Raw genomic sequence first — 18,922 nt, 5'->3', positions numbered from 1 at the left:
GATACAGAACATATCTACGAAAAAGTTAAGACATCATTCAAGGATAAAGAAGGAAACGAAATTCCTAAATATCCAAGTGAACCAGGAACAGTTGATAAGAAAGACATTCCAGGATACAGATTCGTAGAGACTAAGAAACTACCAAATGGAGATGTTGAACACGTATACGAAAAAGTTAAAACTCCAACACCTACACCAACACCTACACCAACGCCTACTCCAACACCATTTGAATACAAAGTCATCACAACTTATGTAGACGAAAAAGGAGTATTAATCATTCCGGATGAAAATGGTTCACATCCAGGAAAACCATTAGAAAATTATGAACTAGTCCGTACGGAAACAGACGCAAATGGAAATGTTCGTAATGTTTACCGTAAGATTCAATCTCAAAAACCAGTACAGCCGGTAGAGCCAGCTACTCCAGCAATGCCTGAACAGCCAGCTAAACCAGAAGTACCAGCAACTCCAGCACAACCAGTACAGCCAACAGCAGTGAAAGAAGTTGAAGGCAAACGCGAATTGCCAAATACTGGTACAGAAGACAATGCTAGCCTTGCAGCACTAGGACTTCTCGGAGTATTGAGCGGATTTGGTCTTGTAGCTCGCAAGAAGAAAGAAGATTAAGCTTTCTAATTGATATGATTTGTTTGGAATGAGCAGATCATCTCTAAAGCTGATGAATCGAATGATTCGTCAGCTTTTTTGCTGTATAACGAGCATGTCCTATATCTGGATTGTGGGTATCATCTACTAGTAAAACTGTTAACGATTCTCAAGTCTGACGCTGGAAATAAGAGTCGGCAGAGGAAGGGATAGCGAAATCGTGGTTCTACGAATAGGCACGTGATAGTAAAGCGTATATAGTCGATAAGGGTACCAGTAACTCTAAAGTCCAAATATGTAGTTGTAACCTGAATGTGTAAATGATGGGAGGAGTTGAATTCGAACTAGAGAGGTAATAATAAATTTATGCTATAGTCATGGTGGCTTGTATGCTTTTGATTCTAGTTCATCAAATAATAGATTAGAATTGTCAGATAATATTATTTTATGTTATAATGAAGAAAAAACAGAGGTGTTCAAATGTCAGAAGCAGGTCATAAATTTTTAGCAAAACTGGGGAAAAAACGCTTACGCCCAGGTGGGAAACGTGCCACAGATTGGTTAATTGCGGAAGGAGGATTTTCAAAAGAAAAGAGAATACTAGAGGTTGCATGTAATAGAGGTACTACAGCAATTGAGTTGGCACAGCGATTTGGTTGTAAGATAACTGCTGTTGATATGGATGCTCAAGCTTTAGAAGTGGCTAAAAAATCTGCTGAAACAGCAGGTGTTGCTCATTTGATTAGGTTTGAAAGAGCGAATGCAATGAAACTTCCTTATGAAGATGCTAGTTTTGATATTGTTATAAATGAAGCTATGCTGACTATGCAAGCCGATCAAGCTAAGAAAAAATGTGTAATGGAGTATCTAAGGGTTTTAAAACCTGGAGGTCTTCTCTTGACACATGATGTGCTTCTTAAGGAAGCTAAAGAGTCTGTCAGACAGGAACTGTCGCAAGCAATTCATGTAAATGTAGGTCCTTTAACTCAAGATGGTTGGGAACAGGTGATGATAGAATCAGGTTATTGTGATGTGAAAGTATTGACTGGTGAAATGACATTAATGAAATTATCAGGTATGATTTATGACGAAGGTTGGCTAGGAACCTTGAAAATTTGTATAAATGCTTGTAAAAAGGAGAATAGAAAGCAGTTTTTAACGATGTATAAAATGTTTGATAAGAATAAACAGAACTTGGGCTTTATTGCTATGGCTAGTCATAAATCGTCAAATCGTTAGATAATCATTGAAGTTAACTTTTCCTTTTTTCTTTCTTAAAAAATATGCTATAATAGAGAGTAAAAAACTTTGAAAGAAAGAAAAAGATGAATTTAAAAGATTACATTGCAACAATTGAAAATTATCCGAAGGAAGGTATTACCTTCCGTGATATCAGTCCTTTGATGGCTGATGGAAATGCTTATAGCTACGCTGTTCGTGAAATCGTTCAATATGCTACTGACAAGAAAATCGACATGATCGTAGGGCCTGAAGCTCGTGGTTTTATCGTGGGCTGTCCAGTTGCCTTTGAGTTGGGAATTGGTTTCGCGCCTGTTCGTAAGCCAGGTAAATTGCCACGCGAAGTCATTTCTGCTGACTATGAAAAAGAGTACGGGGTTGATACCTTGACTATGCATGCTGACGCTATTAAGCCAGGTCAACGTGTTCTTATCGTAGATGACCTCTTGGCTACAGGTGGAACTGTTAAGGCAACCATCGAGATGATTGAAAAACTTGGTGGTGTTGTAGCAGGTTGTGCCTTCCTTGTTGAATTGGATGACTTGAACGGTCGTGAAAAAATCGGTGACTACGATTACAAGGTTCTTATGCATTATTAATGAAAAACAGTCCCTAGGGCTGTTTTCTCTACATTAGGATATAAAAACAGACTATATCTAGTTAGAGAAAAACTATAATTGAAAACTATATCTTCTTGCAGTATAATAAAGGGAACAAGTGTTTGAGTTTTGACTTCAAACACATGCAATTATTCCTGAAAGAGTACAGCTAGGAGAGGGTTATGCCGATTCGAATTGATAAAAAATTGCCAGCTGTTGAGATTTTACGGACAGAGAATATCTTTGTCATGGATGATCAACGTGCGGCCCACCAAGATATCCGTCCCTTGAAGATTTTAATTTTAAATCTCATGCCACAGAAAATGGTTACAGAAACCCAATTGTTGCGCCATTTGGCTAATACGCCCCTGCAATTGGACATTGATTTTCTCTATATGGAGACCCACCGTTCTAAAACAACTCGTTCAGAGCACATGGAAACCTTTTATAAAATTTTTCCTGAAGTTAAGGACGAGTATTTTGATGGGATGATAATCACGGGTGCTCCAGTTGAGCATTTACCATTTGAGGAAGTGGACTATTGGGAGGAATTCAGTCAGGTAATCGAATGGTCCAAGACCCATGTCTATTCGACCCTTCATATCTGTTGGGGTGCTCAGGCGGGACTCTATCTGCGTTATGGGGTTGAAAAATACCAGATGGACAGTAAGTTATCGGGTATCTATCCTCAGGATGCTTTAAAAGAGGGGCACCTTCTCTTTAGAGGCTTTGACGATAGCTATGTATCCCCTCATTCTCGTCACACGGAGATTTCTAAGGAAGAGGTCTTAAACAAGACCAATCTCGAGATTTTATCGGAAGGACCTCAGGTTGGGGTTTCGATTTTGTCTAGTCGTGATTTACGAGAAATTTATAGTTTTGGGCATTTGGAATATGACCGTGATACCTTGGCAAATGAATATTTCCGAGATCGTGATGCAGGTTTGGATCCTCATATTCCAGAAAATTACTTTAAGGATGACGATGTCAACCAGACACCTTGTCTTTGTTGGTCTTCATCAGCAGCCCTCTTTTTCAGTAACTGGGTGAATTATGCGGTCTATCAGGAAACGCCTTTTGACTGGAGAAAAATAGAAGATGATGCATCTGCATTTGGGTATTTATAAGAGGAATTATGACATATTTAGACGCTTTTAAATCAGGGAACTTGGTTTTACCGAGTGCCCTGCTCTTGCATTTTAAGGAACTCTTTCCTTCTAGCGACGATTTTCTGGTCTGGCAATTTTTCTATTTGCAAAATACGACAGGTTTAGAAGAAATGTCCCCAAGCCAGATTGCTGAAAGGATTGGCAAGGAAATTTCGGATGTCAATCAGGCTATTTCCAATCTGACGGAGAGGGGACTACTTCAGTATCGAACGATAGAATTGAATGGTGAAATCGAATTGCTTTTTGATGCTAGTTTGGCTTTGGAACGTTTGGATAATTTGCTTGGAGCAGCTCATTCAAGTTCAGACCAGTTGACACCTCAAAACCAGCTCAAAGATTTGGTGGAAACTTTCCAGCAGGAATTAGGGCGCTTGTTGACTCCTTTTGAGATTGAGGATTTGATCAAGACACTAAAGGAAGATGGGACCAGTGCTGACTTGATTAAGGAAGCTCTTCGTGAAGCTGTTTTGAATGGAAAATCAAACTGGAAGTACATTCAGGCGATTTTGAGAAATTGGCGCCATGAAGGTATCAAAAGTGTGGCTCAAATAGAGGCCAAACGGGCAGAGAGAGAAGCAAGCAATCCTCAGTTGACACAGGTATCGGCAGATTTTAGAAATGCCATGGATCTCTGGAAGGATTAATCGTTGGAAGCAGGCTTGAAATCCGAGTAAGATTTGCAAGCTGTGTCTAATTGTGATAAAATAAATAGAAAATAAATTGAAAAAAGAGGTATGTGAAATGTCACGTAAACCATTTATCGCTGGTAACTGGAAAATGAACAAAAATCCAGAAGAAGCTAAAGCATTCGTTGAAGCAGTTGCATCAAAACTTCCTTCATCAGATCTTGTTGAAGCAGGTATCGCAGCTCCAGCTCTTGATTTGACAACTGTTCTTGCTGCTGCAAAAGGTTCAAACCTCAAAGTTGCTGCTCAAAACTGCTACTTTGAAAATGCAGGTGCTTTCACTGGTGAAACTAGCCCACAAGTTTTGAAAGAAATCGGTACTGACTATGTTGTTATCGGTCACTCAGAACGCCGTGACTACTTCCATGAAACTGACGAAGATATCAACAAAAAAGCAAAAGCAATCTTTGCAAACGGTATGCTTCCAATCATCTGTTGTGGTGAGTCACTTGAAACTTACGAAGCTGGTAAAGCTGCTGAATTTGTAGGTGCTCAAGTATCTGCTGCATTGGCTGGATTGACTGCTGAACAAGTTGCTGCATCAGTTATCGCTTACGAGCCAATCTGGGCTATCGGTACTGGTAAATCAGCTTCACAAGACGATGCACAAAAAATGTGTAAAGTTGTTCGTGACGTTGTAGCTGCTGACTTCGGTCAAGAAGTTGCAGACAAAGTTCGTGTTCAATACGGTGGTTCTGTTAAACCTGAAAACGTTGCTTCATACATGGCTTGCCCAGACGTTGACGGTGCCCTTGTTGGTGGTGCGTCACTTGAAGCAGAAAGCTTCTTGGCTTTGCTTGACTTTGTAAAATAATCAGTAGCAAAAGCTAGGTGGAACAGCATTCAAGATGTCTGTTCCATTTTTTATAGGAGAAGAAAGATTGAAAATCAAGATTGGAAAAATTGGATTAGCAAGTCTCTGTTTACTGGGCTTGGCAGTTAGTCATGTCGCTGCAAATGAAACTGAAGTGAAATCATCTTCGGAAGGAAGCAGAGTTCAAGATTCTTCTAGCAAGGTAGAAGAAAAGAAATCAGAAACGACTACAAGTCAAAAAGAAGAAGAGAAGAAGGAAGAAGTAAAAGAGACGCGAGCTAGTAGTAGTCAGAAAGAAGAAAGTAAGCCAAATTTAACATCAGCACACTGGGAAGGAGATTTCTATGTAAAAGCTGATGGTTCCAAAGCGAAGAGTGAGTGGATTTTCGATACTAGCTACAGTAGTTGGTTCTATATAAAATCAGATGGTCGTTATGCCCAAAAAGAATGGCATGGAAACTATTACCTCAAAGTGGGTGGTTACATGGCTAAAAATGAATGGGTTTACGATAACAATTATAATAGCTGGTTCTACCTCAAGATAGACGGTTCTTATGCAAATCAAGAATGGCAGAAAATTAATGGTAAATGGTATTATTTCAAGAAATGGGGCTCTATGGCTAAAAGTCAGTGGCAAGGAAATTATTTCTTGAATGGTCAAGGTGCCATGATGCAAAACGAATGGCTTTACGATAATCATTATAAGAGTTGGTTCTATCTTAAGGCAGATGGTTCTTACGCTAATGAACAGTGGCAAAAGATTGATGGCAAGTGGTACTATTTCAAGAAGTGGGGCTACATGGCTCAAGATGAGTGGCAAGGTAATTACTATCTTACTGAAAGTGGTGCTATGGCGACTGGTGAGTTAATCATGGACGATACTCGTTATACTTTTGCCGATTCAGGGGAACTGGAAGAAAAGAAAGCCTTGAATGTTGGTTGGGTTTATCGAAACGGCCACCGTTATTTCTTTAACCATCGTGAAGAACAGGTTGGAACAGATCGTGCTAAGAAGGTTATTGATGTCAGTGAACATAATGGTCGCATTAGTGATTGGAAAAAGGTTATCCAGGAAAATGGAGTTGATGGCGTCATTGTTCGCTTGGGATATAGTGGTGTAGAAGATAAGGAATTGGCTTATAATATTCAAGAATTGAATCGACTAGGCATTCCTTATGGTGTTTATCTTTATACCTATGCCGAAAATGAAACAGATGCTGAGAATGATGCCAAACAGACTATTGAACTCTTGAAGAAATACAAGATGAATTTGTCTTATCCAATCTACTATGATGTTGAAAATTGGGAATATGAAAATAAATCTAAGAAAGCACCGACAGATACAACTACTTGGGTTAAAATTATCAATAAGTATATGGAAACCATGAAGCATGCTGGTTATCAAAACGTGAAAGTTTATAGCTATCGTCAACTTTTGCAAACTCGTTTGAATCATCCAAATATTTTACAACATGTAAACTGGGTTGCAGCTTATACGGATGCGCTTGATTGGAATAATCCTCATTATTCAGGAGAAAAAGGATGGCAATATACTTCATCTGACTCTCTTAAAGGGATACGAGGACAGGTTGATGTCAGTGTCTGGTATTAAGATGTAAAATGAGAAAAGAGCCTACAAATTGTATACTCTTTTTCTTTATTTTATAGCTGTTAAGAGAGTTTGAAAGTGACTAGGTTTTATTCTAAAAAAATCTTAAATTATCAGTCTATTGCAACTTTTCTCATGTGAGTCATTTGGCTTGCTATTGGTTTTCCTTAGTAGTATACTAAGGTAGTAATCATTAAGAAGTGGTTACAAATAATAATGAATGAGGTAAAATAAAATGGTAGAATTGAAAAAAGAAGCAGTAAAAGACGTAACATCATTAACAAAAGCAGCGCCAGTAGCATTGGCAAAAACAAAGGAAGTATTGAACCAAGCTGTTGCTGATTTGTATGTAGCTCACGTTGCTTTGCACCAAGTGCACTGGTACATGCGTGGTCGTGGTTTCCTTGTATGGCATCCAAAAATGGATGAGTATATGGAAGCTCTTGATGGTCAATTGGATGAAATCAGTGAGCGTTTGATCACACTTGGTGGTAGCCCATTCTCTACATTGACAGAATTCCTTCAAAACAGTGAAATCGAAGAAGAAGCTGGTGAATACCGTAATGTTGAAGAAAGCTTGGAACGTGTCCTTGCTATCTACCGTTACTTGTCAGAACTCTTCCAAAAAGGTTTGGATGTTACTGATGAAGAAGGTGACGATGTGACAAACGGTATCTTTACAGATGCTAAAACTGAAACTGATAAAACAATCTGGATGCTTGCCGCAGAACTTGGACAAGCACCTGGTTTGTAAGAAATAGAATAATCATATAAAAATCTGTAGGATGCCTCTTACAGATTTTTTTCTATTCTGTAAGCTATTCCAAACCAGTCTTTTTTTGAGTTTTTTGATAAAATAGTACTATCAGTGAAAAGGATGGAAGCATGACTAAGAAAATCGTAGCTATTTGGGCCCAGGATGAAGAGGGTGTGATTGGTAAGGACAATCGTCTGCCTTGGCATTTACCAGCAGAACTGCAACACTTCAAAGAAACAACTCTGAATCATGCTATCTTGATGGGACGTGTGACCTTTGATGGGATGGGGCGTCGCTTGCTTCCAAAACGGGAGACCTTGATTTTGACTCGTAACCTAGAAGAAAAGATAGACGGGGTTACTATTTTTTATGATGTCCAGTCTGTCTTGGACTGGCATCAGGCTCAAGAAAACAATCTCTATATTATTGGTGGAAAGCAGATTTTTCAGGCTTTTGAACCCTACCTTGACGAAGTGATTGTGACTCAAATTCATGCTCGGGTGGAAGGAGATACCTATTTCCCTGAAGAGTTTGACTTGTCCCTTTTTGAGACAGTTTCAAGCAAATCCTTTACCAAAGATGAGAAAAATCCTTATGATTTTACCATCCAATACCGCAAGAGAAAGGAAGTCTAATGGAACGTAGTATATTTGGTTTTTTTACAGCCATGCTGTGTTTGGTCTGCTTGCTTGCAGGAGCACAGGCTTTTCGTAAAAAGCGTTATGGACTTTCTGTCCTGCTCTGGTTAAATGCCTTTACCAATTTGGTCAATAGTATCCATGCTTTTTACATGACCTTATTTTAGATAGAATGACAGTATAAAAAGAATAGAACGGAAGGAAATCATGCCTACAACTAGGAATAATGATATGATGGTTTATTGCTCATTTTGTGGCAAAAGCCAAGAAGAAGTACAAAAAATAATCGCAGGCAACAACGCCTTTATCTGTAATGAATGTGTGGAGTTGGCCCAGGAAATCATTCGGGAGGAGTTGGCCGAGGAAGTCTTGGCAGACTTGTCTGAGGTACCAAAACCAATCGAACTCCTCCATATCTTGAACCACTATGTAATCGGTCAAGATCGTGCCAAACGTGCCTTGGCAGTAGCTGTTTACAATCACTACAAACGCATCAATTTCCACGATACGCGTGAAGAGTCAGAAGATGTGGATTTGCAGAAGTCAAACATCTTGATGATTGGCCCAACTGGTTCAGGGAAGACTTTCCTTGCCCAGACCTTGGCTAAGAGCTTGAATGTGCCTTTTGCGATTGCGGATGCGACAGCTCTTACCGAGGCTGGTTATGTGGGTGAGGACGTGGAAAATATTCTTCTCAAACTCTTGCAGGCTGCTGACTTTAACATTGAACGTGCAGAACGTGGGATTATCTATGTGGATGAAATTGACAAGATTGCCAAGAAGAGTGAGAACGTGTCTATCACACGTGACGTTTCTGGTGAAGGGGTGCAACAAGCCCTTCTCAAGATTATCGAGGGGACTGTAGCCAGCGTACCGCCTCAAGGTGGACGCAAGCATCCACAACAAGAGATGATTCAGGTGGATACTAAAAATATCCTCTTCATCGTGGGTGGCGCCTTTGATGGTATTGAAGAAATTGTTAAACAACGTCTGGGTGAAAAAGTCATCGGATTTGGTCAAAATAACAAGGCAATTGACGAAAATAGCTCATACATGCAAGAAATCATCGCAGAAGATATTCAAAAATTTGGTATCATTCCTGAGTTGATTGGACGCTTGCCTGTCTTTGCAGCTCTTGAGCAATTGACAGTGGATGACTTGGTTCGCATCTTGAAAGAACCAAGAAATGCCTTGGTCAAACAATACCAAACCTTGCTTTCTTATGATGATGTCGAGTTGGAATTTGACGACGAAGCCCTTCAAGAGATTGCCAATAAGGCCATCGAACGCAAAACTGGTGCGCGTGGTCTTCGCTCCATCATCGAAGAAACCATGCTAGATGTTATGTTTGAAGTACCGAGTCAGGAAAATGTGAAATTGGTTCGCATCACTAAAGAAGCTGTCGATGGAACGGATAAACCAATCCTAGAAACAGCCTAGAGGTGACTATGGAACTTAATACACACAATGCTGAAATCTTGCTCAGTGCGGCTAATAAATCCCACTATCCGCAGGATGAATTGCCAGAGATTGCCCTAGCAGGGCGTTCAAATGTTGGTAAATCTAGCTTTATCAATACCATGCTGAACCGCAAGAATCTAGCCCGAACATCAGGTAAACCTGGTAAAACCCAGCTTCTCAACTTCTTTAATATCGATGATAAGATGCGCTTTGTGGATGTGCCTGGTTATGGCTATGCCCGTGTTTCTAAAAAGGAACGTGAAAAGTGGGGGCGCATGATTGAGGAGTACCTAACGACTCGGGAAAATCTCCGTGCGGTAGTCAGTCTAGTTGACCTTCGTCATGACCCGTCAGCAGATGATGTGCAGATGTACGAATTTCTCAAGTATTATGAGATTCCGGTCATCATTGTGGCGACTAAGGCGGACAAGATTCCTCGTGGTAAATGGAACAAACACGAATCAGCAATCAAAAAGAAATTAAACTTTGACCCAAGTGACGACTTTATTCTCTTTTCATCTGTCAGCAAGGCAGGGATGGATGAGGCTTGGGATACAATCTTAGAAAAATTGTGAGGAAAAGAAAATGGCAAAAACAATTCATACAGATAAAGCTCCAAAGGCTATCGGGCCTTATGTTCAAGGAAAAATCGTCGGCAATCTTTTATTTGCTAGCGGTCAAGTTCCCCTATCTCCTGAAACTGGGGAAATCGTTGGAACAACGATCCAAGAACAGACAGAACAAGTCTTGAAAAACATTGGTGCTATTTTGGCAGAAGCAGGAACTGATTTTGACCATGTTGTCAAAACAACTTGCTTTTTGAGCGATATGAACGACTTTGTTCCTTTTAACGAGGTTTACCAAACGGCCTTTAAAGAGGAATTCCCAGCTCGTTCAGCTGTGGAGGTAGCTCGTCTTCCTCGTGATGTAAAAGTCGAAATCGAAGTCATCGCAGAGATTGGATAAGCTAGTTGAAGTTTGGTTCTGCCAAACTTCTTTTGATATAAGGAGAAAAAGATGACAAAGAAACAACTTCACTTGGTGATTGTGACAGGAATGAGTGGTGCAGGGAAAACAGTTGCCATTCAGTCCTTCGAAGATTTGGGTTATTTTACTATTGATAATATGCCTCCAGCTCTCTTGCCTAAGTTTTTGCAGTTGGTGGAAACAAAAGAAGACGACCATAAGTTGGCCTTGGTAGTAGATATGCGTAGCCGTTCTTTCTTCTCAGAGATTCAAGATGTTTTGGATGAGTTGGAAAACAAGGAAGAACTGGACTTTAAAATTCTCTTTTTGGATGCAGCTGATAAGGAATTGGTCGCTCGTTACAAGGAAACCAGACGGAGTCACCCATTAGCTGCAGATGGACGGATTTTAGACGGAATCAAGTTGGAACGTGAACTCTTGGCGCCTTTGAAAAATATGAGCCAAAATGTGGTGGATACAACTGAACTTACTCCACGTGAGCTGCGCAAAACCCTTGCAGAGCAGTTTTCTGATCAGGAACAAGCCCAGTCTTTCCGTATCGAAGTCATGTCTTTTGGCTTTAAATATGGAATTCCGATTGATGCAGATTTGGTCTTTGATGTCCGATTCTTGCCAAATCCCTACTACCTACCAGAACTGAGAAACCAAACGGGTGTGGATGAACCAGTTTATGACTATGTCATGAATCATCCTGAGTCAGAAGATTTTTATCAGCATTTGTTGGCCTTGATTGAGCCGATTTTGCCAAGTTACCAAAAGGAAGGGAAGTCCGTTTTGACCATTGCCATGGGTTGTACAGGTGGTCAACACCGTAGTGTGGCCTTTGCTAAACGCTTGGCGCAGGACTTATCCAAGACTTGGCCTGTCAATGAAGGGCATCGTGACAAAGACCGAAGAAAGGAAACGGTAAACCGTTCATGAGAAAACCAAAGATAACGGTGATTGGTGGAGGGACTGGGATCCCCGTCATTCTTAAAAGTTTGCGTGAAAAAGATGTGGAAATCGCTGCTATCGTAACGGTGGCGGATGATGGTGGTTCATCAGGTGAACTCCGAAAAAATATGCAGCAATTGACACCGCCAGGTGATCTTCGCAATGTCCTTGTGGCCATGTCGGATATGCCTAAGTTTTATGAGAAAGTCTTTCAGTACCGCTTTTCTGAAGATGCTGGAGCCTTTGCTGGCCATCCATTGGGAAATCTCATTATCGCTGGTCTGTCAGAAATGCAGGGTTCGACCTATAATGCCATGCAGTTGCTGAGCAAATTTTTCCATACAACTGGAAAGATTTATCCTTCCAGTGACCATCCTTTGACCCTGCACGCAGTCTTTCAGGATGGGACAGAAGTGGCTGGAGAGAGCCATATTGCAGACCATCCAGGCATGATTGACCATGTTTATGTAACAAATACCCTCAACCATGATACGTCTCTGGCTAGCCGTCGAGTAGTGCAGACCATTCTTGAAAGCGACATGATTGTCCTTGGGCCTGGTTCCCTCTTTACCTCGATTTTGCCCAATATTGTGATTAAGGAAATTGGTCAGGCGCTTTTGGAAACCAAGGCAGAAATCGCCTATGTCTGCAATATCATGACCCAACGCGGGGAGACGGAACACTTTACAGATAGTGACCACGTGGAAGTCTTGCATCGTCACCTTGGCCGACCTTTTATCGATACTGTCTTGGTGAATATCGAAAAAGTGCCTCAGGAATACATGAATTCCAATCGCTTTGATGAATACTTGGTGCAGGTGGACCATGATTTTGCTGGGCTTAGTAAGCAAGTTCCGCGCGTGATTTCATCCAACTTCCTTCGTCTGGAAAATGGAGGTGCCTTCCACGATGGGGATTTGATTGTGGACGAATTGATGCGCATTATAAAGGTGAGAAAATGAGTTTCACAGTAGCAGTAAAAGAAGAAATCCTAGGTCAGCACCATCTAAGCCGGCATGAATTATCTGCCATTATCAAGATGTCTGGTAGTATCGGTCTCTCGACTTCGGGTTTGACCTTGTCAGTTGTGACAGAAAATGCCAAACTGGCTCGTCACCTCTATGAGTCCTTTCTCCATTTTTACGAAATCAAATCGGAAATTCGCCATCACCAACGGAGTAATCTCCGCAAGAATCGGGTCTATACTGTTTTTACAGATGAAAAGGTGCAGGACCTGCTGAGTGATTTGCACTTGGCAGACTCCTTTTTTGGTCTGGAAACAGGTATTGACGAGGCAATTTTATCGGACGAGGAAGCAGGTCGTGCCTATCTCTGTGGTGCTTTCTTGGCAAATGGAAGCATTCGTGACCCTGAGTCAGGCAAGTATCAGTTGGAAATCAGTTCTGTTTATCTGGATCACGCGCAAGGGCTTGCCTCTCTTCTCCAGCAGTTTTTACTGGACGCTAAGGTTCTTGAGCGCAAGAAGGGAGCTGTGACCTATCTCCAGCGAGCCGAAGATATTATGGATTTCTTGATTGTCATCGGAGCCATGCAGGCGCGTGATGATTTTGAGCGGGTTAAGATTTTGCGAGAAACCCGTAACGATCTCAATCGGGCTAATAATGCTGAAACGGCTAATATCGCTCGGACAGTTTCTGCTAGCATGAAGACTATCAACAATATCAGTAAAATCAAAGATATCATGGGATTAGAAAATTTGCCAGTGGATTTGCAGGAGGTGGCGCAGCTGCGGATTCAGCATCCAGACTACTCAATCCAGCAGTTAGCAGATAGCCTCAGCAACCCTCTGACCAAAAGTGGTGTCAACCACAGACTCAGAAAGATAAATAAATTAGCCGATGAATTATAACGATATAAAGCACCCCCTTGAATTATCAGTGCGATTAGTTGATTCTATTTTTCTAATGTCCTGATATTGTTAACTTACAAAATATCAATCTGTTTCTTGACAATTGAATAGAGTATGTGAGATAATAAAGAGGAATTGAGTACTAGTTCTATATCATGGACTAAGAAAAGACCCCGAGCTAACTTCCACATTAAGCTTGGGGTCTTTTTTGACACTATTTGTACTTGTTTAGCCATTTATAGTAGATTGAATCTACATTAGTTTGTCATGGCTGCCAAAATATTTATAGAAAGTAATTTGACTTTCCTAATCGATTTATTCACATCTTATTTCAATCTACTATATTGACTAAGCAAAGAACGACACTGGCCACAATTGGTCCGATGATAGTTTTGAGTATTAATTCCATCATGGGCTATCTCACCTTCTTTCGTAGGCGGTGTAGAAGTGCCGTAAATATTACAGCGCATTTATAATTCAGCATGTCAGAGATTTCTTTTGACAACTGAAGATGGATGTGAGATAATAGTGGAGAAGTGAAGATGTAGTCTACCATAACTACAAAAAAGCCCCTGCTGATAACCACAAAAGCAAGGGCTTTTTCTAGTCTACGCTAGAAAGGTGGGTTGGTCGCTATTTCTTGTTTAGCCATTTTTCGATGACTATCAGGACGATACCGATCACCAAGGGTAGAATAATATTTGTGAAGATGTAATCTACCATAGGCTCCACCTCCCTTCTAAGGCAGATGTGCCGTTTCTATTATATCACATGATTTATCAGTTTGATAGGCATTTTTATTTGTGCTAGAAGAAGGGAAAGATATGATCTAACAAGTTAGCCGAAGAAATATAAAACCACGAATCCTATGTGACTCGTGGTTCTTTTTTATAAACTGGTTGAGTGTTTTGGTTGTACCTTTTGTTCTGGGTCAATGTAGTTGATGGCATTGTTAACAGCGGTTGGTGCCTCTCCAAGCCCTGTCGCAATCAAGTCAATTTTTCCGTCATAGTAGCAACAGTCACCGATAGCATAGATACCTGCTTGGCTAGATTCTTGCTTGCTGTTGACGATAATCTTGTGACGGTTGAGGTCCAGACCCCAGTTTTTAAGGTTACCAACAGAAGATTTGAAACCATAGTTGACAAAGAGGTGGTCTAGGTCAATAGTTTCTGTTTCATCAGATTTGACTTTTGTGATTTCAAGTTTATCGAGTGTTTTTCCATCTCCAAGGAGTTGGCTAGGGACGAATGGTGTCTTGATGATCACAGAAGATTCCTGCAAAGCTTGGACACTGTGTTCCAAGGCGCGGAAATTATCTCTGCGGTGAACAAGGGTAGTTGGTGTGATTTTTTCAAAAGCCAAAGCCCAATCCACAGCCGAGTCTCCTCCACCAAGAATCGTCACTTTCTTACCAGCATATTGCTGGATGTTGGAAACGTGGTAGTGGATATTTTCATAGTCTTCAACGCCTTCTAGTTCCAGAGGACGTGGTTTGAAGGCACCGCCCCCCATAGCGATGATAACAGTTTTAGACAGGTGACTTCCTTTAGAAGTTGTAATTACAAAGCCTTCTTCTTGTTTTTCAATCTCAAGAACCGTTTCATTGAGATGAATAGGGGTATCAAAGCCGTTTAACTGTTCAATCAAGCGGTTGGTCAACTCTTCTCCAGTTAGGTTTGGGAAACCTGGTACGTCTAGGATTTCCTTTTCAGGGTAGAGAATAGCAGGTTGTCCACCTAGTTGGGGAAGAGAGTCGATGATTTGGACCTTGGCTTGGCGTAGGTGGGCATAGAAGGCCGCAAAAAGCCCGACAGGACCACCACCTACAATGGTAATATCATAGAGTTGAGACATGGTTTCTCCTTTGTTTTTTCTAGTCATACTCTTCGAAAATCTCTTCAAACCACGTCAGCGTCGCCTTACCGTACTCAAGTACAGCCTGCGGCTAGCTTCCTAGTTTGCTCTTTGATTTTCATTGAGTATCAGTTTATTTTATCATATTTTTTCTTTAATTTAAAATGAAGTAGGATAGGGAAAAAAATGCCAGAAAAATGGTATAATAGAAAGGAACGTGTTTGGACAGAGAGGAGACAGCAGATGAACTTTCAACAATTATCCAACCTGCAATATTGGACTAGCTTGTTTTCTAGTCCTTGGAGTATTGCCATCAATGTGTTTGATATTTTGATTGTGGCCTATATTTTATATCGTTTTACAAAAGCGATAGCTGGCACCAAGATTATGATTTTGGTGCGGGGGGTCGTGATCTTCGTATTAGCCCAGGTTGTGGCCAACATCCTTGGTTTAACAACGATTTCTTGGTTGATTAATCAAATTATCACCTATGGGGTTATTGCTGCGGTTGTTATCTTCTCTCCAGAGATTCGGACTGGTTTGGAACGCTTGGGAAGGGCGACAGACTTCTTTTCTACTGCTCAAATTAGTGCAGAGGAGCAAATGATTCGTGCCTTTGTCAAGTCGGTTGAATATATGAGTCCCCGTAAGATTGGTGCTCTGGTTGCCATTCAACGAGTTCGGACCTTACAAGAATACATCGCGACAGGAATTCCCTTGGATGCCAAAATTTCGGCAGAACTCCTCATCAATATTTTTATTCCCAACACTCCTCTACACGATGGTGCTGTGATTATCAGAGAAAATCGAATAGCAGTAACCTCTGCCTATCTGCCCTTGACAGAAAGCACAGGGATTTCCAAGGAATTTGGGACCAGACACCGGGCGGCTATCGGTTTATCAGAAGTGTCCGATGCCTTGACCTTTATCGTCTCAGAGGAAACAGGTGGCATTTCTATTACCTACAATGGGGTTTTCAAGCATGATTTGACGATTGAAGAATTTGAAGCAGAGCTACGAGCAATTCTTTTGCCAGCTGTTGAGGAAAAAGTCAGTTTCAAGGACCGTTTGCTAGGAGGTTGGAAATATGAGAAAAAATAGTCTATATATCATCTCATCTCTTTTTTTTGCTTGTGTCTTATTTATCTATGCAACGTCAACCAACTTTCAAAATAGCAATACCGCAAGGCAGGTCAAATCAGAAACCTACACCAATACGATAACGAACGTTCCTATCGATATCCATTATGATAATGAACAGTATTTCATTAGCGGATTTGCATCAGAAGTTTCAGTGGTATTAACCGGAGCTAATCGTGTGACCTTGGCCAGCGAAATGCAGGAGAGCACTCGTAAGTTTAAGGTAACTGCTGATTTGACGGATGCCAGTATTGGAACAATTGAAGTTCCCTTGAATATTGAAAATCTTCCAAGTGGATTGACTGCTGTGGCAACGCCTCAAAAGATTACAGTGAAAGTTGGGAAGAAGGTTAAACGAGATGGGATGATTGTTGTGCCACAAGTTGACCAAAGCCAGATTGATCCCAAGCTACAAATTGATAGTGTAACTGTGTCAAACGAACGAGTTTCTGTCACAACTGACCAAGAAACACTAGCTAAAATCGATCGGATTATTGCGCTTTTACCAACCAGCGAACGCATAACAGGTAACTACAGTGGTTCAGTACCTTTGCAGGCAATCGACCGTAATGGTGTTGTCTTACCGGCAGTTATTACTCCGTTCGACACAACAATGAAGGTGACTACAAAACCAGTAGCACCAAGTTCAAGCACATCAAATTCAACTACAAGTAGTTCGTCGGAGACATCTTCGTCAACGAAAGCAACTAGTTCAAAAACGAATTAAAAAATAGGAAAAGGATTTTATAAAAATGGGTAAATATTTTGGGACTGATGGAGTCCGTGGAGAAGCTAACGTAGAATTAACGCCAGAATTGGCCTTTAAGCTAGGACGTTTTGGAGGCTATGTTCTTAGCCAACATGAAACGGAAGCACCGAAAGTTTTTGTAGGACGTGACACACGTATTTCAGGAGAAATGCTAGAATCAGCCTTGGTAGCTGGTCTTCTTTCAGTTGGTATTCACGTATACAAACTAGGTGTTCTGGCAACACCAGCAGTAGCTTACTTGGTAAAAACTGAAGGAGCAAGTGCCGGTGTCATGATTTCTGCTAGCCACAACCCAGCCCTTGATAATGGGATTAAGTTCTTTGGTGGTGATGGTTTCAAACTAGATGATGAAAAAGAAGCAGAAATTGAAGCCTTGCTAGATGCTGCGGAAGACACTCTTCCTCGTCCAAGTGCTGAAGGCTTGGGAACCTTGGTAGATTATCCAGAAGGCTTGCGTAAGTATGAAGGATATCTTGTTTCAACTGGAACTCCTCTTGAAGGAATGAAGGTTGCCTTGGATACGGCCAATGGTGCAGCTTCTACAAGTGCACGTCAAATCTTTGCAGATCTTGGTGCTCAATTAACTGTTATTGGGGAAACACCAGATGGTCTTAACATCAACCTTAATGTTGGTTCAACCCACCCAGAAACACTTCAAGAAGTGGTCAAAGAAAGTGACTCAGCTATCGGTTTGGCTTTTGACGGAGACAGTGACCGTTTGATTGCTGTCGATGAGAATGGCGATATCGTCGATGGTGACAAGATTATGTACATCATCGGAAAATACCTTTCTGAAAAAGGACAATTGGCGCAAAATACAATCGTGACAACCGTTATGTCTAACCTTGGTTTCCACAAGGCCTTGGACCGTGAAGGCATTAACAAGGCAGTCACTGCAGTTGGTGACCGCTACGTTGTTGAAGAAATGAGAAAATCAGGCTACAACCTTGGTGGTGAACAGTCTGGTCACGTGATCTTGATGGATTACAATACAACAGGTGATGGCCAATTATCTGCTGTTCAATTAACAAAAATCATGAGGGAAACTGGTAAGAGCTTGTCAGAGTTGGCAGCAGAAGTAACCATCTATCCACAAAAATTAGTTAATATCCGAGTGGAAAATGCCATGAAGGAAAAGGCTATGGAAGTGCCAGCTATCAAGGCAATCATCGAGAAGATGGAAGAAGAAATGGCAGGGAATGGTCGTATTCTTGTTCGCCCAAGTGGAACAGAGCCCCTTTTGCGTGTTATGGCAGAAGCGCCTACAACAGAAGAAGTAGACTACTATGTTGATACCATCGCAGACGTAGTTCGAGCTGAAATCGGGATTGACTAAATCCTAGAAAACTAGATGAAAATAAAAAATTATGGTACAATAGCTTATAATATTGTAGCCAAGGGAGAAAGACATGAATCTTAAACGTGAACAAGAATTTGTTAGTCAGTATCATTTTGATGCGCGTAATTTTGAATGGGAAAATGAAAATGGAGCTCCTGAAACTAAGGTGGATGTGAACTTCCAATTGCTCCAACATGATCAAGAAAATCAAGTGACTTCCTTGATTGTCATCTTGACCTTTATGATTGTATTTGATAAGTTTGTCATCAGTGGAACCATTTCACAGGTAAATCACATCGATGGCCGTATTGTCAATGAACCAAGTGAATTGAGCCAAGAAGAAGTGGAAACTTTGGCTCGCCCAAGTTTGAACATGCTCAACCGTTTGACTTACGAAGTAACTGAAATTGCATTAGACTTACCAGGAATCAATTTGGAGTTCTAAT

At 41.0% G+C, this 18,922-nt stretch carries 22 protein-coding genes; 20 read left to right on the top strand and 2 right to left on the bottom strand.

Going from position 1 to position 18,922, the window contains the following annotated elements:
- The 16 genes from O3599_RS07360 to whiA form a co-directional block, all read left to right on the top strand.
- Positions 1–630 (top strand): LPXTG cell wall anchor domain-containing protein (locus tag O3599_RS07360; RefSeq protein WP_371512447.1); only part of this gene is annotated, 630 nt, incomplete at its 5' end.
- Between the two features lie 459 nt (positions 631–1,089).
- Positions 1,090–1,848 carry a class I SAM-dependent methyltransferase gene (locus O3599_RS07355; protein WP_247939568.1) on the top strand — a complete coding sequence of 253 codons (759 nt, stop codon included), beginning with the start codon at positions 1,090–1,092 and terminating at the stop codon, positions 1,846–1,848.
- A gap of 86 nt (positions 1,849–1,934) precedes the next feature.
- Positions 1,935–2,447 (top strand): adenine phosphoribosyltransferase, encoded by a 513-nt coding sequence (locus tag O3599_RS07350; protein WP_020902089.1) that lies wholly within the window; start codon positions 1,935–1,937, stop codon positions 2,445–2,447.
- Positions 2,448–2,629: 182 nt separating this feature from the next.
- Positions 2,630–3,574: a homoserine O-succinyltransferase gene (metA, locus tag O3599_RS07345; protein ID WP_247939567.1), complete on the top strand. Its 945-nt coding sequence runs from the start codon at positions 2,630–2,632 to the stop codon at positions 3,572–3,574.
- 8 nt (positions 3,575–3,582) lie between these two features.
- Positions 3,583–4,260, top strand: coding sequence for a DnaD domain-containing protein (locus O3599_RS07340; RefSeq protein ID WP_247939566.1), 678 nt, complete (start codon positions 3,583–3,585; stop codon positions 4,258–4,260).
- Positions 4,261–4,357: 97 nt separating this feature from the next.
- Entirely contained in the window at positions 4,358–5,116 is a 759-nt protein-coding gene (gene tpiA, locus O3599_RS07335; RefSeq protein ID WP_000087893.1) for a triose-phosphate isomerase, read from the top strand.
- Positions 5,117–5,150: 34 nt separating this feature from the next.
- Positions 5,151–6,728 carry a GH25 family lysozyme gene (gene lytC, locus O3599_RS07330; protein WP_247939565.1) on the top strand — a complete coding sequence of 526 codons (1,578 nt, stop codon included), beginning with the start codon at positions 5,151–5,153 and terminating at the stop codon, positions 6,726–6,728.
- Between the two features lie 232 nt (positions 6,729–6,960).
- The gene (locus tag O3599_RS07325) at positions 6,961–7,479 is read left to right on the top strand and encodes a DNA starvation/stationary phase protection protein (RefSeq protein ID WP_000229882.1); all 519 of its coding nucleotides are present in this window, start codon (positions 6,961–6,963) and stop codon (positions 7,477–7,479) included.
- Positions 7,480–7,610: 131 nt separating this feature from the next.
- Positions 7,611–8,117 carry a dihydrofolate reductase gene (locus O3599_RS07320; protein WP_371512443.1) on the top strand — a complete coding sequence of 169 codons (507 nt, stop codon included), beginning with the start codon at positions 7,611–7,613 and terminating at the stop codon, positions 8,115–8,117.
- A complete protein-coding gene (locus tag O3599_RS07315) occupies positions 8,117–8,287 on the top strand; it encodes a hypothetical protein (protein WP_000442260.1) in 171 nt (56 codons plus the stop codon). Before O3599_RS07320 ends, O3599_RS07315 begins: the two co-directional genes overlap by 1 nt.
- A gap of 40 nt (positions 8,288–8,327) precedes the next feature.
- Positions 8,328–9,560 carry an ATP-dependent Clp protease ATP-binding subunit ClpX gene (clpX, locus tag O3599_RS07310; protein ID WP_025169664.1) on the top strand — a complete coding sequence of 411 codons (1,233 nt, stop codon included), beginning with the start codon at positions 8,328–8,330 and terminating at the stop codon, positions 9,558–9,560.
- Between the two features lie 8 nt (positions 9,561–9,568).
- Complete coding sequence (gene yihA / locus O3599_RS07305) at positions 9,569–10,156, top strand: ribosome biogenesis GTP-binding protein YihA/YsxC (RefSeq protein ID WP_261101099.1); 588 nt, start codon at positions 9,569–9,571, stop codon at positions 10,154–10,156.
- A gap of 10 nt (positions 10,157–10,166) precedes the next feature.
- Positions 10,167–10,547: a RidA family protein gene (locus tag O3599_RS07300; RefSeq protein ID WP_261041849.1), complete on the top strand. Its 381-nt coding sequence runs from the start codon at positions 10,167–10,169 to the stop codon at positions 10,545–10,547.
- Between the two features lie 51 nt (positions 10,548–10,598).
- On the top strand, positions 10,599–11,489 hold the full coding sequence (gene rapZ / locus O3599_RS07295; RefSeq protein WP_371512441.1) for an RNase adapter RapZ: 891 nt from the start codon (positions 10,599–10,601) through the stop codon (positions 11,487–11,489).
- Positions 11,486–12,463 carry a YvcK family protein gene (locus O3599_RS07290; protein ID WP_371512439.1) on the top strand — a complete coding sequence of 326 codons (978 nt, stop codon included), beginning with the start codon at positions 11,486–11,488 and terminating at the stop codon, positions 12,461–12,463. Before rapZ ends, O3599_RS07290 begins: the two co-directional genes overlap by 4 nt.
- The gene (whiA, locus tag O3599_RS07285) at positions 12,460–13,371 is read left to right on the top strand and encodes a DNA-binding protein WhiA (RefSeq protein ID WP_371512437.1); all 912 of its coding nucleotides are present in this window, start codon (positions 12,460–12,462) and stop codon (positions 13,369–13,371) included. Before O3599_RS07290 ends, whiA begins: the two co-directional genes overlap by 4 nt.
- Positions 13,372–14,004: 633 nt before the next feature.
- Here the strand turns inward: whiA and O3599_RS07280 are convergent.
- Positions 14,005–14,094 carry a type I addiction module toxin, Fst family gene (locus O3599_RS07280; RefSeq protein WP_142358332.1) on the bottom strand — a complete coding sequence of 30 codons (90 nt, stop codon included), beginning with the start codon at positions 14,092–14,094 and terminating at the stop codon, positions 14,005–14,007.
- Positions 14,095–14,259: 165 nt separating this feature from the next.
- Positions 14,260–15,228, bottom strand: coding sequence for an NAD(P)/FAD-dependent oxidoreductase (locus O3599_RS07275; RefSeq protein ID WP_261017820.1), 969 nt, complete (start codon positions 15,226–15,228; stop codon positions 14,260–14,262).
- A 243-nt stretch (positions 15,229–15,471) separates the two neighbouring features.
- On the opposite strand from O3599_RS07275, the gene cdaA reads away from it, so the two are divergent.
- The 4 genes from cdaA (at position 15,472) to O3599_RS07255 (ending at position 18,921) form a co-directional block, all read left to right on the top strand.
- Entirely contained in the window at positions 15,472–16,329 is an 858-nt protein-coding gene (gene cdaA / locus O3599_RS07270; RefSeq protein ID WP_024057224.1) for a diadenylate cyclase CdaA, read from the top strand.
- The gene (locus O3599_RS07265; protein WP_371512435.1) at positions 16,316–17,095 is read left to right on the top strand and encodes a YbbR-like domain-containing protein; all 780 of its coding nucleotides are present in this window, start codon (positions 16,316–16,318) and stop codon (positions 17,093–17,095) included. The genes cdaA and O3599_RS07265 overlap by 14 nt, the downstream gene beginning before the upstream one ends.
- Positions 17,096–17,120: 25 nt before the next feature.
- Positions 17,121–18,473 (top strand): phosphoglucosamine mutase, encoded by a 1,353-nt coding sequence (gene glmM / locus O3599_RS07260; RefSeq protein ID WP_247939564.1) that lies wholly within the window; start codon positions 17,121–17,123, stop codon positions 18,471–18,473.
- A 73-nt stretch (positions 18,474–18,546) separates the two neighbouring features.
- Entirely contained in the window at positions 18,547–18,921 is a 375-nt protein-coding gene (locus O3599_RS07255; protein WP_001050088.1) for a DUF1149 family protein, read from the top strand.
- The last annotated feature ends 1 nt before the right edge of the window (position 18,922 follow it).

It is taken from the genome of Streptococcus sp. 27098_8_103 (assembly GCF_041432345.1).
GTDB classification, from domain to species: Bacteria; Bacillota; Bacilli; order Lactobacillales; family Streptococcaceae; genus Streptococcus; species Streptococcus mitis_BV.
Note: the sequence above shows the minus strand (reverse complement) of the source record. Positions and strands in the feature narration are given on the sequence as shown.